Below are 14,522 nucleotides of genomic sequence, written 5' to 3' on the forward strand. Positions count from 1 at the left end.
GGCCGCTAGGTTGAGCGCATGTACACCATGCGACTCTCCCGGCGGGTGAACGCTCCGCGCTCCGCCGTCTACCGGGCGCTTCTCGACGCGAGCGCCGTCGCGGCCTGGCGGGTGCCCGAGGGCATGACCAGCCGGGTGCATGAGTTCGACCCCCGCGAAGGGGGCACCTTCCGTATCTCCCTCGTCTACGACGACCCGGCGAGCACCGGCAAGTCGGGCGGCCACACGGACACCTACCACGGCCGCTTCACCCGGCTGGTGCCGGATGAGCAGGTGGTCGAGGTGCTCGAGTTCGAGACCGCGGACTCCGCCCTGCGCTCCACGATGACGATGACGACCACGCTCACCGACGCGGAGGGCGGCGGCACAGACGTCCACCTCCTGCACGAGGGGATCCCCGACGCCGTACCGGCCGCCGACAACGAGCTGGGGCAACGCATGGCCCTGGACAAGCTGGCCGAGCTGGTCGAGACGGGTGGGGCGCCTCGGTAGGAGGGCCCGCGGCTGCCGCCGGTCGCGCTCGGAGAACGACGGCGGGGCGATGGCTTCGGCGCCGCCCCGGACGGCCGACAGGTGTCCGCTCATACGGCCCGATCGTCGTCGAAGGAGTCCAGATGGGCGGTGAGGTCGTCGACGAAGCGCGCTAGCAGGCGGCCGAAGACCTCGCGGTCGTGGGGGCTCCAGCCGGTGAGGGCGTCGCTGAACCATCCGAGGACGGTCCGCATATATCGGTCGGTCGCGGCGGCTCCCTCGGCGGTCGGCTCGATGAGGCGGGCGCGCTGATCGTCCGGATCGGTGACCCGGCGGACCAGCCCCCGTCGCGCCAACTCGTTGATCTGCCGGGTGACATGGGGTCCGACCACCTGCATCCGCGCGGCGATCTCCCCCACGCGCAGTGGGGTGCCCGCCACATGCAGGGCGACCAGCACCGACATCGCGGGGCGGTCCACGGACACACCGGCGGCCTCCATGGCGCGCTCGGTCACCCGGCCCCGGTTCACGGCGCCGCTGAGCTGCGTCAGACGGGGCAGCATGGCCAGCAGGTCGTGTTCACCGTCGCCGTCCTGTCCGGCCTCCGGTCCCTCGGCGGTCATGCCCGGCCTCCACATCTACCTAAGTTAGGTATATAGTCTTCTCATCGACCCCGCATCTCCGGGGCTTTTCACGCCATGAAAAAGGATACCTGAGTTAGGTATGTGACCGGGCCCTCCCCGCAGGAGGGCCGGAGAGGAGCGCCCATGGGCGCCATGAACATCACGCCGCGGCGTACGGTCCTGGTCTCCGGCGCCAGCATCGCCGGTCCCGCGCTGGCCTACTGGCTCCGCCGGTACGGCTTCGCGGTCACCCTCGTCGAGAAGGCGGCCGCACTGCGCGGTGGCGGCTACCCCATCGACATCCGCGGCACCGCGGTCGAGGTCGTCCGGCGGATGGGGGTGCTCCCCCGGCTCCGGGACGCCCACGTCGGCATCCGCCGGATCTCCTTCCTCGACGAGCGGGGCGATCCGATCGCCGCCATCCGGCCGGAGGCCATCTCCGGCGGCGAGGAAGGCCATGACCTCGAAATCCCGCGCGGAGAACTGGCCGAGATCCTCTACGGCGCGATCCACGACGACGTCGAGATCCTCTTCAACGACTCCATCGCCACCCTCCACGACCACGACGGCGGGGTGGACGTGACCTTCCGCGGCGGCACCCGGCGCACCTTCGACCTGGTCATCGGCGCCGATGGCATCCACTCGCACACCAGGAGCCTGGCCTTCGGCCCCGAGGAGGGCTACCACCGCTACCTCGACCACTGCTTCGCCGGATTCACCATGCCCAATCACCTGGGGCTCGCGCACGAGGGGCTCACCTGGAACGTCCCGGGCCGGACCGCCGTCCTCTACGCGCCCCGCGACGACGACCGGGTCCACGCCTTCCTCAGCTTCCTGCGCCCCGAGCCGCCCTTCGGCGCCTTCCGCGACCCCGCCGCCCAGCGCGGCCTCGTGGCCGAGGTGTTCTCCGGATACGGATGGGAGGTCCCGCGCATGGTCGCCGCCATGCGCGAAAGCGACGACCTCTTCTTCGACGTGGTCAGCCAGATCCATATGCCACGGTGGTCCACGGGCCGGGTCGCGCTGGTCGGCGACGCCGCCTACGCGCCGTCGTTCTTCTCCGGCCAGGGCTCGAGTCTGGCGCTGGTCGGCGCGTATGTCCTCGCCGGTGAACTGGCCGCACAAGCCCACCACGACGACGCCTTCGCGGGGTACGAGCGCACCCTGCGGTCGTTCGCCGAGAGGAACCAGGCCCTCGCCGGCGAAGGAAGCGCCGGCGTCTCCCCTCGCACCGCCGAGGACCTGGCCCGGCGCAACACGGCGCTGCGCGAGCCGTCCCCCGTGCTCAGCAGCGCCGGCCGGGACGCCCATTCGGCGCTGGCCCTCCCCGGCTACGACGGCTCCGACGCCCCATGAGGACGGCACCGCGTCAGCCGGTGGCGCCGATGGCCGAGGTGGGGCCCGAGCCGGAGCTCACGATGGACGGCACCCGGTCGGCGGGGTCGAGGGAGTAGGAGTAGTACGCCTTCGGGTCGAACGCGGTGCCGCCGCTCTCGTTGCGGCCGGAGGTGTTGACGAAGACGTTGCCGCGCTGGACCAGGGTAGCGGTGCCGTCCTTGATGACGGGGTTCTTGAAGCCCTGGAAGTAGCTGTTCTCCAGCACCATCCTGGTGTTCCCCCGGGCGTAGTTGCCGTAGGAGGAGTTGATGTCCGTGCCGGGGTCGTCCTGCAGGTAGTTGTTGTACAGATGTGCGTGGGCGATGTTGTCGGCGGACGGGTTGCGCTGCTCGCTCTCGCGGAACCAGTTGTGGTGGATCGTGATGTCGGCCGTGGTGTTCTCCGTCCAGCCGGTCCCGAAGCTCTTGTTGTTCCGCTGCAGCCGGTTCCAGGACACCGTGAGATAGGTGGTGTCCTTACGGCTGTCGATCAGCCCGTCGGCCATATGCCGCAGATCGTTGTGATCGATCCACACATGGTGGGCGCCGTCCATCTGGATGGCGTCCCAGTCGTGCTCCTTGTCGTTCCACGTGCCCTCGTAGGAGTCACGGATCGTCAGATTCCTGAGGATGACGTTATGCACACCCTGACCCAGGAAGAAGCCACCGCCCACGATCTGACCCGACGTGCCCGAGCCCACGATCGTCTTGTCCGAGGCGACCTTGACCTCCTTGCCCTTGGGGTCCATGGTGATCGCCGCGGCCACGACGATGACGTACGGCTCGGGCGCGGTCGCGTACTTCTCGAGATCGGCCAGCGTGCGCACGGTGACCGTACGGCCGTCCCGGCCCCCGTACGTACCGTTCTGCCCCAGCGCGTTGACCGACGCGAAACCGTCGGCGACATCGGCCTTCCAGGACGCGGCGGCCGGTCCCCGTCCACCCTCGGCGAACGCCCCCTGCCCCGGCAGGGCGACCGCACCGGCCAAGGCCAGTGCTCCGACGGCCACCCCGAGCACACGGCGCCTGCCGCGCCCCACCCCTCGACGTTCGGCTTCCATGGCCCCTCACTCCCACTGCTCGACGACTCCTGCCGTGCGCCTGTCGCCACCGCGCACCAGGAGGTTGCCGGGGCGGGCGAATCGTCCTGTGGCGGATTCCCACCCCGTCTTGCCCACCTCACGACGCGCTGACAGACTCCGGCAGCAAGCGCTTACCGACGGACGCATCACACCCATGAGTCGCCCCGGAGGGAACAGTGAGCGAACACGGTCGCAGGCAGGTGTTACGGACCGGCCTCGGCGCGGTCGCCGGATCGACGGTGCTCGGCGCCATCGGCGGCGCCACCCCGGCTTCGGCGACACCACGGCCCGACGGGCCACTTGGGGCAGATGGCACGGTGACACGCGGCGAGCCGGAGTCGACCCGAGCGGACCTGCCATGGGTGGCCGATCTGGGCGACGGGCGCTATCAGAACCCGGTGCTCAACGCCGACTGGTCCGACCCCGACGCGATCCGCGTGGGCCCGTACTTCTATCTGGTGGCCTCCACCTTCAACCGCGTCCCCGGACTGCCCGTGCTGCGGTCGGTCGACCTGGTCAACTGGACCGTCATCGGACATGCCCTGACCGAGTTGCTGCCCAAGGGCCACTTCAGTGAACCCAGGCACGGCGAAGGGGTGTGGGCCCCGGCCCTGCGCCACCACGACGGCAAGTTCTGGATCTTCTACCCCGATCCCGACTTCGGGATCTTCATGGTGACCGCCACCGACCCGCGAGGGCCCTGGAGCACACCGCACCCGGTCAAACCGGGCAAGGGACTGATCGATCCGTGTCCACTGTGGGACGACGACGGGCAGGCGTATCTGGTCCACGCGTGGGCGAAGAGCCGCAGCGGCATCAACAACCGGCTCACCCTGCACCGCATGAGCCCGGACGGAACCGCCCTGCTCGGCGAGGGCCGGATCGTGATCAACGGCGATGACCTCCCCGGCTACACCACACTCGAGGGCCCGAAGCTCTACAAGCGGGACGGCTGGTACTGGATCTTCGCTCCGGCCGGAGGCGTCACCAACGGCTGGCAGTCGGCGTTCCGCTCCCGCTCCCTCTGGGGCCCGTACGAGGACCGCATCGTGCTCGCCCAGGGCGACACCCCCGTCAACGGGCCGCACCAGGGCGCATGGGTGACCACCGAGAGCGGCGAGGACTGGTTCCTGCACTTCCAGGACCGCGAGGCCTACGGACGGGTGGTGCACCTCCAGCCGATGCGGTGGCGTACGGATGGCTGGCCGGTGATGGGCGACGACGACGGCGGCGGCCGGGGCGCGCCGGTGCTGGTGCACACCAAACCGCGGGTCAACGGGCGGACGGAGGTGACCGCACCGGCCACCAGCGACGACTTCACCGGGGCGAAACTGGGGAAGCAGTGGATGTGGCAGGCGAACGCCGATCCGACGTGGTGGTCGCTGCGCCGCTTCCCGAGGCGGCTCGCGCTGGTCTGCCGGCCGAGCCCGGTCGCCCACGACCTCCGGCTGCTGCCCAATGTGCTGGGCCAGCGGCTGCCCGCCGAGTCGTTCACCGCGACGACCTCGATGAAACTGTCCACCGCGACGGCGGGGTCCCGGGCCGGGCTGGTGGTCCTGGGCGAGACCTACGCCTGGGTGGGTCTGCGCCACGACGGTGACCGGATCGTCCTCGTATGCCGCACGGCGGCCCAGGACGCCGTCGAGGCGGACGCCGTCACGCCGGTGCCGTTGGGGAGGGGGCGTTCGGTCGTACGGCTGCGGGTGAGTGTGCGGCCGGGGGCGGTGTGCCAGTTCGCGGCCGATGTGGACGGGCGGGGATTCACCCCGCTCGGGGGGCCGTTCCCGGCGACGGCGGGGAAGTGGATCGGGGCGACGCTGGGGCTCTTCGCCACCGGTCCGGCGACCGACGGCACGGATGGCGTGACGACCGGCAGCACGGGCGATGTGGCGTCCGACGGCACGGGCGGCGTGGCGACCGGCAGCACGGGCGGTGCGGCGGAGTTCGACTGGTTCCGGGTGAGTCCGATTTCCTCGTAGATGGCCGTTGACGGGCGCTTCGGGACCAGTCCCCGTGGATTGTGGTGCCCTGTCTGCCGGAAGGGGCGCCCAGAAGGGCGCCCCACGGAAGCCGGGAGGAACACCATGCACCACCGCATCGCCGCCACGGCAGCCATGTCCACGGCTCTCGTCGCCGTACTCGCCAGTGCGCCCACCGCGTCGGCCGAGCCCAGTCCGCCCAACTGCCCCTCAGGGAACGTCTGCGTGTTCGACAGCAACGTGGGCACCGACGGTCCGGCCGTGATCAAGACCACCGGCGACTGGCGGGGCTCCCACCAGACCGGCATCGTCGGCAGCACCATCTTCAACAACGGCACCCGTCAGCCGGGCCACGATCACATCCAGGCCACCTGGGTCTTCAACGGTCGGTTGTACGACAGGTGCCTCCACTTCAACCCCGGCCCCGGCGACTACAAGTTGATCATCGGTGACCACGCCACCATCACCAGCCTCACCTGGCGTGGCGAATGCGATTTCTGAGCGGGCCGACTTCCCCTGCCCGCCAGGGCGGGGGAAGGGCTCAGAGGCCGTAGCGGTGCTTCAGGTGGCGCCAGAAGTCACGGAGCATCCACTTGTCGAACTCCGTGATCTGCGTGGCGCTTCCCGCATTCATCAGGAAGCAGCACTGGCCGGTCGGGGTCCAGTCGTAGAAGTCGTCGAGGCCGAAGGTGTGGCCGACTTCATGCAGGTAGATGTGGATGTTCTCCTGGTTCAGCGCACCGGTGAAGTACTCCTGTCCCACGCGCTGGCCCCAGTCCCCGCCGGCCCCGCCCTGGAAGGCCTTGGTCAGCCACAGCGACTGGTCGTAGTGGCGGGCCGCACCGCCGGGGCAGCGCGAGTAGTTGCCGTCCTGGTGGAAGAAGCGGCCGCAGTCGGGGGAACACTGCGGGGCACCGCCGCTGTCGAGGTTCCCGGCGTAGATGTCGACCGAGTTGTCGGTCCACTGGAGTGTCGAGCGGTTCTTCACCGCCCAGCCGACGATATTGACCGGGACGTTGGTGTACGGCCAGGCGTTGTGCCCCTTGCCGTTCTCCACCATGGCTGCCATCCACTTCGCGAACTGCTTCTTCAGCGCGGCGTGGACCTGGTCGCGCAGCGCGGCGCTGACCGGGGCGTCGGACTCCCAGCGGACGCAGTAGTTGACGCTTCCCCTGTTGGCCATGACCTGGTCCCAGCCGTAGTTGCGGAAGCCGTAGAGGTCCGGATAGGTCGACTCGACGTGGTTCCACACCTCGCCCAGCGGCTGTACGAGGTTCGCGGGCGGGTTCCAGTCGTCGGCGACCCGCGACGAGGCGGCCGTCGCGACACCGGGCGCGGCGACCAGCGCGGCCAAGGCGGCCAGTGCGGTGGCCAGGCGCGCGAGGAATGAGCGCACGGTGAACTCCCTTGAGTAGCTGACAGGTTGTCAGCCTCAGGTCGCCGCCACGGCCGCTTCGGTTGCCGTCGTGTGCGGCCCTCGGGGAGTACCGGAACGGGCCTGAGCGGTGAGCGCGGCGGCCACGAACGACGCGACCGGCGGCCGGCGGTCCTGCTCGGCCTGATCGTCGCGCCGGGCAACGGCTCCCGCACGGCCTGAACGTCATGCCGGGCTACGGCTCCGTGGCGTGCGGCCCGCTCACACCGGCCGGGTGGCCACCACCAGCCGGCAGCGCGGGCTGCCGTCCGCCCGGCGGCCGAGGTCCTCCAGCGGACGCAGCTCGATCTCGAACCCGGCCCCGATCAGCTCCTGCCACACATCCCCGAGCCGGAAGGTCCGGTAGTACATCACAAACCGCGGCCGCCACACCGCGTTCCGCACCCGCATCGCGGTGTCGAACGCCAGGAGCGACCAGTAGGGCCGGGACCCCGGGCGGGCCGGTGCCACGATCGGGAAGGCGAACCGGCCGCCCGGGCGGAGCACGGAGTGAACCTGGGCGAAGAGCCCGGGCCGTTCGCGCGGCAGGAAGTGGCCGAACGCCCCGAAACTCACCGCCAGGTCGAAGACCGGCCCGAACGGGAGGGCGCGCGCGTCGGCGCGTACCCAGTCCGTGCGCGGGGCGTCCGGCACCGTCCGCGTACGGTCCCGGCCCACGGCCAGCATGCCCGCGCTGAAGTCGACGCCGGTGATCCGCGCCCGGCACACCTGGCGCAGCACGCTCATGCCCGCGCCGGTTCCGCAGCACACGTCGAGGCCGCTGTCGAACGGCCCGAGCGGGCGCAGGGCGCCGGTCACGGAGTCCAGCACCGAGGCCGACGTCCGGTACGCGGTGTGGTCGAACTTCGGGGACAGCAGATCGTAGCCGCGCTCGACGGAGGACAGCGCCTGGACGACGAGATCACGGAAGGTAGGGCCCTGGCCCTGAGGTGCGGACATCGCGCTCAGCATAGGGCCCACCGGGGCAGGGCGGCCTGTCGAACTTATGGACAGCGCGCCGGTGGCGTGCTGTGATGCGCGACAACGATGTCAGGCACCACCCGTCTTCCTCGGCACCCCACCGACAGGAGCCGCACGATGCCCCTCGATCGACGTCGCTTCCTCCGCACCGGCGCCCTCACCCTCGGCGCCCCCGCGCTCGCCGGACACCTGGCCACGGACGCCGTGGCAGCCCCGGCCAAGCGACCAAGGGCCCCGCTGCCCGACGCCTTCGACCGGCTCCCGTCCGGGAGCATCACCCCGCGCGGCTGGCTGGCCGAGCAGCTGCGCCTCCAACTCCACGGCCTCTGCGGCCGGTACGAGGAGCGCTCGCACTTCCTCGACGTCAACGCCACCGGGTGGACCCACCCGGACCGGGACGGCTGGGAGGAGGTGCCCTACTGGCTGCGTGGCTATGTCCCGCTGGCCGTGGCCACCCGTGACCGGGCGGCGCTCGCGAACTCCCGTAAGTGGATCGACGCCATCCTCGCCACCCAGCAGAGCGACGGCTTCTTCGGGCCGCGCGCCCTGCGGACAAAGCTGAACGGCGGCCCCGACTTCTGGCCGTTCCTCCCCCTCCTCATGGCCCTGCGCACCCATGAGGAGTTCACCGGCGACCAGCGCGTCGTCCCCTTCCTCACCCGCTTCCTGCGGTTCATGAACGCGCAGGGCCCGGGCGCCTTCGACGCCAGCTGGGTCTCCTACCGCTGGGGCGATGGAATCGACACCGCGATGTGGCTCCACCGCCGCACCGGCGAGGCATTCCTCCTCGACCTCGTCCAGAAGATGCACACGTACGGCGCCGATTGGGTCGACAACATCCCCACCCCGCACAACGTCAATATCGCCCAAGGCTTCCGCGAGCCCGCCCAGTACGCCCAGCTGACCGGCTCCGCCGAGCTCAGACAGGCGACCTACCGCGTCTATACGTCGGTGCTCGGCGCGTACGGCCAGTTCCCGGGCGGTGGCATCGTCGGGGACGAGAACTACCGCCCGGGGTTCACCGACCCCCGGCAGGGCTTCGAGACCTGCGGCATCGTCGAGTTCATGGCCAGCCATGAGCTGCTGACCCGGATCACCGGCGACCCGGTGTGGGCGGACCGCTGCGAGGACCTGGCGTTCAACATGCTGCCCGCCGCGCTCGACCCCCAGGGCACCGGCACCCACTACATCACCAGCGCGAACAGCATCGATCTGAACAACGCGGTGAAGTCCCAGGGGCAGTTCCAGAACGGCTTCGCGATGCAGTCGTACCAGCCGGGCGTCGACCAGTACCGCTGCTGCCCGCACAACTACGGTATGGGCTGGCCGTACTTCAGCGAGGAGCTGTGGCTGGCCACGCCCGACAAGGGGCTCGCCGCCTCCCTCTACGCCGCCTGCCAGGTGACCGCGAAGGTGGCGGGCGGTACGACGGTCACCGTCACCGAAGACACCGACTATCCGTTCGACGAGACCATCACACTCACGCTGTCCACCCCCGAGAAGGTGGCCTTCCCGCTCCATCTGCGGGTCCCCGGCTGGTGCGAGAACCCCCGGATCGAGGTCAACGGCCGGGCGGTGGCCCCGCGCGGCGGTCCGGCCTTCGTCAAGGTCGACCGGAGCTGGACGGACGGCGATGTGGTGACGATCCACCTGCCGCAGCACACCACCCTGCGGACCTGGTCGGCGCAGCACGGCGCGGTCAGCGTCGACCACGGCCCGCTGACGTACTCCCTGCGCATCGGCGAGGACTTCGTGCGCTACGCGGGCACGGACACCTTCCCCGAGTACGAAGTGCACGCCACCACGCCGTGGAACTACGGCCTCGCCCCCGGAGCCCTCCCCGTCCTCACCCGCGACGACGGTCCGCTCGCCGCCAACCCCTTCACCCACGAGGGCACCCCGGTCCGCATGACCGCCCAGGCGCGCCGTATCCCCGAGTGGCTCTCGGACGACGAGCAGGTGGTCACCCCGCTGCAGCAGAGCCCGGCCCGTACCGACGCACCGGCGGAGACGGTCACCCTCATCCCCATGGGCGCCGCCCGGCTGCGCGTCACCTGCTTTCCGACGGCCTCGCCGGACGGCCGGGCATGGACCCCGGAGCCGCCCTTCCGGCGCCTGCTCAACAAGCACAGCGGCAAGGTGCTCGCGGTCGACGGGATGTCCACGGCCAACAGCGCCCGTGTGGTGCAGTTCGACAACACACCGACGGGCGACCACGCCTGGCAGTGGATCGACCGGGGCGACGGCTGGTTCCTGATCCGCAACGGCCACAGCGGCAAGGTGCTGGGCGTGGACCGGATGTCCACCGCCAATAGCGCCATCGTCGTCCAGTACGAGGACAACGGCACGGCCGATCACCTCTGGCGGAAGGTGGACAGCGGCGACGGCTGGTTCCGCGTCCGCAACAAGAACAGCCAGAAGGTGCTGGGGGTCGACGGCATGTCCACCGCCAACAGCGCCCAGGTGGTGCAGTACGACGACAACGGCACCGATGACCATCTGTGGCGGCTGCTGTGATCGGGCCCTGAGCGTGGCCGGGCGGAGGCCGTGGCCCCGGCGATGATCCGGCCCCGGCGATGATCCGTTGGAACGTGTCGGGAATGGCCCTGTGGGGCGACCGGGGGCGGTTCTAGCGTGGTGAACCGTCGCCGCGCCGGTTCCCGGTCGCGCCACCGCACCGTCCGTGGAGGTGGCACGGTCGGTGCGGTTCGCCGCGCCGGGCGGCCAACGTTCCGTCACCCGCAGGAAGTTCTTTCCCGTGATCCAATACATCGCTCCGGTCTTCATCGGTGTTCTCTACGCCCTCCTGATGTCCCTGATCCGCGAACCCCACCGCCGGCGCTTCAACGCGATCATGGTCGGCGGAGCGGGTGCCGCCTATCTCAGCGGCGGCGGCCTGGACGGCTGGGAGTTCGCCTTCACCGCGGTCGCCACCTATGTGGCCTACCGTGGCCTGGAGTCGTGGACCTTCATCGGCATCGGCTGGCTGCTGCACACCGCGTGGGACATCGTGCACCACATCAAGGGCAACCCCATCGTCCCCTTCGCCCATGGCTCGTCGCTGGGCTGTGCGATCTGCGATCCGGTCATCGCGCTGTGGTGTTTCCGGGGCGGCCCGTCGCTGCTCCGGTTCTTCCGCAAGGGACGGCCCGAGGAACCGACCGCCACTGCCCTGCCCGACTCCCTGTCCGCCGGGCAGGCGGCGGGAAAGGGGTGAGGACATCGGCGCCGGGCCGCCCGCCCGGCGCCATCACCTGCTGTTCAGCCCCCGGCGCGTACCGCATCGGCGGCCGGGTCGGTCCAGGCCCGCCATGTGGTGTGCCAGCCGTCGGAGCCGTCGGTACGGACACCGCGTCCCGCCCAGGCGATATAGCCGTCGGGGCGGACCAGCAGGGCGGGGCCGGAGTCGGTGCGCTCGGCCTGGGCCACCGTGGTGTCGATGCGCGACGCGCCCCTCTCGCGGATCAGCAGGAAGCCGCCGGCCCGCTGCAGTCCGGTCAACCGGCCCTCGGCGAGGGGGACTTCGGTGGCGCGGGTGCCCACCAGCGCGTGCCGGCGCCGTCCGCGCGGATAGCGCAGGGTGACTCCGGTGAAGCTTCCGGCGATGGTGTCGCGCACCCGGCCGACGCCCAGCAGGGCCGGGGCCAGATGGTCGCGCAGCCACCGCGCCGGGCGCGGCCCGAGGGTGACGGCACGCATCATGGCACCGCTCTGGAGCAGGACGCGGCGGCCGACGGGGTGGCGCTCCCGGTGGTAGGTGTCCAGGATGGCCGGGTCGGCGCCGCCGAGGGCGAGGTCGAGTTTCCAGGCGAGGTTGGCGGCGTCCTGGATGCCGGTGTTCATGCCCTGGCCGCCCATCGGGGAATGTACGTGGGCGGCGTCCCCGGCGAGGAAGACCCGGCCGTGCCGGTAGGAGCGGACCTGGCGTTCATCGCAGTGGAACCGGGAGTGCCAGCCGATCTCGCCCACTCCGACGTCGCGTCCCATGGCCTCGGCCAGTACCCGGGTGACCTCCGCCTCCGCCACGGGAGCCTTGTCGGGCAGTTGGTGGCGGCGGTCCCATGTCATCGACCGGTACCAGCCGGGGCGCGCCTTCCCGTACGGCACGAGGAAGCCGAAGACCTCGGCGGTGTTGCCCAGGGTGAGCCCGTTTCCGGCGGGGCCGTCGGCGAGGCGGACATCGGCCAGCACCACGGAGGTCAGGACCGTCTTGCCGGGGAAGTCGGCGCCGAGGAGGTCGCGGACGGTGCTGTGCGCCCCGTCCGCCCCCACGACATACCGGGCTCGCCACGTGGACGCGGGTCCATCGCCGTTGGGGCGGGCGGTGACGGTGACCGCGTCGGCGTCCTGTGCGAGGCCGGTGACCTCGGTGCCGCGCAGCACCTGGGCGCCCTGGTCGCGGGCGTAGCGTTCGAGCGCCTGGTCCACGTTGGTCTGCGGGGTGATCATCCCGTATCGGTGGCGGGAGGGCAGATGGGTCAGGTCGAGCGTGGCGCCCGCGAACAGGTGGACGGCTTCGGTGGTGTTCGCGTCGGCCAGGAGGTCGTCGGCCAGACCGCGGCTGTCGAGGACTTCCAGGGTGCGGGGCATGGTGACGAAGGCACGGCTGGACGGATGGATCGCCGGTCGGCGTTCCAGCACGGTGACCGCGCGGCCGGCCCGGGCCAGATCCCCGGCCAGGGTCATTCCGGTCGGCCCGCCGCCGACGACGAGCACATCCGTGAGGTGGAGGGCCGGGTCCGCCTCCTCGTGGGGCCGGGCCAAGGCGGTCACCGTGTCTCCCGCGGGCCGTGGGCGGCTTCGGGGCGGGCGGCATTGCCGGGGTTCTTCATCGCGGCCTCCTCGAGGTCGCGGGGGAGGTCGAGGGGAACGGTGGCGGCCGGGTCGGGGTAGTGGCGGCGGATGTCGTCGGGGGTGGCCGCGGCGGAGTGGTTGAAGATGAACCGCGCGTGGGGCAGCGCGGTGTGGACGAGGTTGACGATGGATTCGAAGAGCAGTGTGTTGCCCGCGGTGAGCCGTACCCCGGCGCCGATGAGGACCGCGTCGTAGCGCTTGCGGCCGAGCATGGCGCGGATGGTGTCGAGGGCGGTCTCCCCGAAGTCGATCTGACATCCGTCCGCCTCGTATCCGGCGTCGCGCAGCAGTGCGAGGTTGTCGTCGTTGGCGGCGCGCAACGTCTCCCGGCTCAGACCGGCGAAGGCGGCGAACTCCGGCGCCTCGTAGTCGATGGCATCGGGGTGGAGCCCGATCTGGATGGCTGAGACGCTCATGACGATGGATGCCTTCCGTGGTGAAGTGCCCTGACGCGAGGGCGAGTTGGTGGGATGCGGCGCCGAACCGGGCCGTCCGGCCGGGGCGTTCCGCTTCCCCTCCACGGTGGCGGGCCCATAGGTATCGTGTCCAACGATGATGTGTGCTGTGTGGCATCGCGAATGGAGATGACAGTGGAGCTCCGACAGCTGGCGTACTTCGTCGCGGTGGCAGAGGAGCGCAGCTTCACCCGCGGCGCCCAGCGGGAACACGTCGTCCAGTCGGCGGCCTCCGCCGCCGTGGCCCGGCTCGAGCAGGAGTTCCAGACCGCGCTCTTCGACCGCTCGCACCGCACCCTGGAGCTGACCACCGCGGGGCGCACGCTGCTGGCCCGGGCCCGGATCCTGCTCGCGGAGGCACAGCGGGCGCGCGATGACATGGGCCGTCTCACCGGGGGGCTCAGCGGCACGGTCACGCTCGGGATGGTCCTGTCCACCGGCTCGTTCGATCTGATCGGCGCGCTGGGCGCGTTTCAGGCCGAGCATCCGGATGTCGTGGTGCGGCTGCGCCACTCGACCGGTCCGCTGGCCGGACACGCCACCGCCCTGCGCGAGGGCAGGTTCGACCTCATGCTGCTGCCCGTGCCCCCGCACGGCCCCGCCGTCCTCGGCCCGGATCTGATCATCGACGATGTGTCGCGGATACGCCTCGGGCTGGCCTGCCGCGCCGACGACCCTCTCGCCGAGGCCCACGGTGTGACCTACGCCGACCTCGCCGACCGCCGCTTCATCGACTTCCCCACGGGATGGGGCGACCGCACCATCGTCGACAGCCTCTTCGGCACCGCGGGGGTCCAGCGCACCGTGGCGCTGGAGGTCGTGGACACCACCACCGCGCTGACCATGGTCCGGCGGCGTCTCGGGCTCGCCTTCGTGGCCGAGGAGACCATCGCCTCGCAGCCCGGCCTCACCCAGGTCGATCTCGCCGATCCGCCCCCGTTCCACGGTCTCGGCCTGGCCGCCTCGCGCAACCATCCCCCGTCCGAAGCGGGCCGCGCCCTGCGCCGGGCCCTGCTCGCCGCGCGCTGACGGACAACGTCAGAAGGTCTCGCCGCCACTCCCCTTGTAGCCGCACGCCGTGCATTGACGGAGTGAGTACTCACTCCGTACGGTATCCCGCATGACAGAGAAGGCAGAGAACCCCTCCACCCCACCCCGGCGCCGCGCTCCCGCCATGGACCCCGACCAGCGCCGCGCGAGGATCGGCGCCGCGGCGCTCCCCCTCGGCGGGGAATACCGCGCCACCCTGACGACCGCCAAGAACGCCCCCTCCGCGGGCCCCGGGGC

General features: G+C 70.9%; 12 protein-coding genes and 1 pseudogene. 7 read left to right on the forward strand and 6 right to left on the reverse strand.

Annotation, left to right across the window (positions count from 1 at the left end; genetic code table 11):
- Positions 1–18 precede the first annotated feature (18 nt).
- Positions 19–492, forward strand: coding sequence for an SRPBCC domain-containing protein (locus tag ACFXB5_RS32880; protein ID WP_385214755.1), 474 nt, complete (start codon positions 19–21; stop codon positions 490–492).
- An 89-nt stretch (positions 493–581) separates the two neighbouring features.
- Here the strand turns inward: ACFXB5_RS32880 and ACFXB5_RS32885 are convergent, their stop codons facing one another.
- Entirely contained in the window at positions 582–1,094 is a 513-nt protein-coding gene (locus ACFXB5_RS32885; protein ID WP_385214758.1) for a MarR family winged helix-turn-helix transcriptional regulator, read from the reverse strand.
- Between the two features lie 153 nt (positions 1,095–1,247).
- On the opposite strand from ACFXB5_RS32885, the gene ACFXB5_RS32890 reads away from it, so the two are divergent.
- A complete protein-coding gene (locus ACFXB5_RS32890; RefSeq protein ID WP_385214784.1) occupies positions 1,248–2,450 on the forward strand; it encodes an FAD-dependent monooxygenase in 1,203 nt (400 codons plus the stop codon).
- Between the two features lie 19 nt (positions 2,451–2,469).
- On the opposite strand, the pseudogene ACFXB5_RS32895 reads toward ACFXB5_RS32890, so the two are convergent.
- Positions 2,470–3,531 (reverse strand): annotated as a pseudogene (locus ACFXB5_RS32895) (polysaccharide lyase family 1 protein); the annotation flags it as partial.
- Between the two features lie 392 nt (positions 3,532–3,923).
- Between ACFXB5_RS32895 and ACFXB5_RS32900 the strand changes: the two are divergent.
- Complete coding sequence (locus tag ACFXB5_RS32900) at positions 3,924–5,531, forward strand: glycoside hydrolase 43 family protein (RefSeq protein ID WP_385214787.1); 1,608 nt, start codon at positions 3,924–3,926, stop codon at positions 5,529–5,531.
- Positions 5,532–5,636: 105 nt separating this feature from the next.
- Positions 5,637–6,032: a hypothetical protein gene (locus tag ACFXB5_RS32905; RefSeq protein WP_385214760.1), complete on the forward strand. Its 396-nt coding sequence runs from the start codon at positions 5,637–5,639 to the stop codon at positions 6,030–6,032.
- Positions 6,033–6,072: 40 nt separating this feature from the next.
- Here the strand turns inward: ACFXB5_RS32905 and ACFXB5_RS32910 are convergent, their stop codons facing one another.
- Both ACFXB5_RS32910 and ACFXB5_RS32915 read right to left on the reverse strand, forming a co-directional pair.
- Positions 6,073–6,927 carry a hypothetical protein gene (locus tag ACFXB5_RS32910; protein ID WP_385214763.1) on the reverse strand — a complete coding sequence of 285 codons (855 nt, stop codon included), beginning with the start codon at positions 6,925–6,927 and terminating at the stop codon, positions 6,073–6,075.
- Between the two features lie 240 nt (positions 6,928–7,167).
- A complete protein-coding gene (locus ACFXB5_RS32915) occupies positions 7,168–7,905 on the reverse strand; it encodes a class I SAM-dependent methyltransferase (RefSeq protein ID WP_385214766.1) in 738 nt (245 codons plus the stop codon).
- A 138-nt stretch (positions 7,906–8,043) separates the two neighbouring features.
- Here ACFXB5_RS32915 and ACFXB5_RS32920 point away from each other — a divergent pair, with 138 nt between their 5' ends.
- Both ACFXB5_RS32920 and ACFXB5_RS32925 read left to right on the forward strand, forming a co-directional pair.
- On the forward strand, positions 8,044–10,443 hold the full coding sequence (locus tag ACFXB5_RS32920) for a beta-L-arabinofuranosidase domain-containing protein (RefSeq protein ID WP_385214770.1): 2,400 nt from the start codon (positions 8,044–8,046) through the stop codon (positions 10,441–10,443).
- A 244-nt stretch (positions 10,444–10,687) separates the two neighbouring features.
- On the forward strand, positions 10,688–11,143 hold the full coding sequence (locus ACFXB5_RS32925) for a DUF6010 family protein (RefSeq protein ID WP_385214790.1): 456 nt from the start codon (positions 10,688–10,690) through the stop codon (positions 11,141–11,143).
- A gap of 44 nt (positions 11,144–11,187) precedes the next feature.
- Here the strand turns inward: ACFXB5_RS32925 and ACFXB5_RS32930 are convergent, their stop codons facing one another.
- Positions 11,188–12,699 (reverse strand): FAD-dependent oxidoreductase, encoded by a 1,512-nt coding sequence (locus tag ACFXB5_RS32930; RefSeq protein WP_385214772.1) that lies wholly within the window; start codon positions 12,697–12,699, stop codon positions 11,188–11,190.
- On the reverse strand, positions 12,696–13,196 hold the full coding sequence (locus tag ACFXB5_RS32935; protein ID WP_385214775.1) for a hypothetical protein: 501 nt from the start codon (positions 13,194–13,196) through the stop codon (positions 12,696–12,698). The genes ACFXB5_RS32930 and ACFXB5_RS32935 overlap by 4 nt, the downstream gene beginning before the upstream one ends.
- Positions 13,197–13,370: 174 nt before the next feature.
- Between ACFXB5_RS32935 and ACFXB5_RS32940 the strand changes: the two genes are divergently transcribed.
- Entirely contained in the window at positions 13,371–14,264 is an 894-nt protein-coding gene (locus ACFXB5_RS32940) for a LysR substrate-binding domain-containing protein (RefSeq protein WP_385214778.1), read from the forward strand.
- Positions 14,265–14,522 lie beyond the last annotated feature (258 nt).

It is taken from the genome of Streptomyces sp. NPDC059455, assembly GCF_042750115.1.
GTDB classification, from domain to species: domain Bacteria; phylum Actinomycetota; class Actinomycetes; order Streptomycetales; family Streptomycetaceae; genus Streptomyces; species Streptomyces endocoffeicus.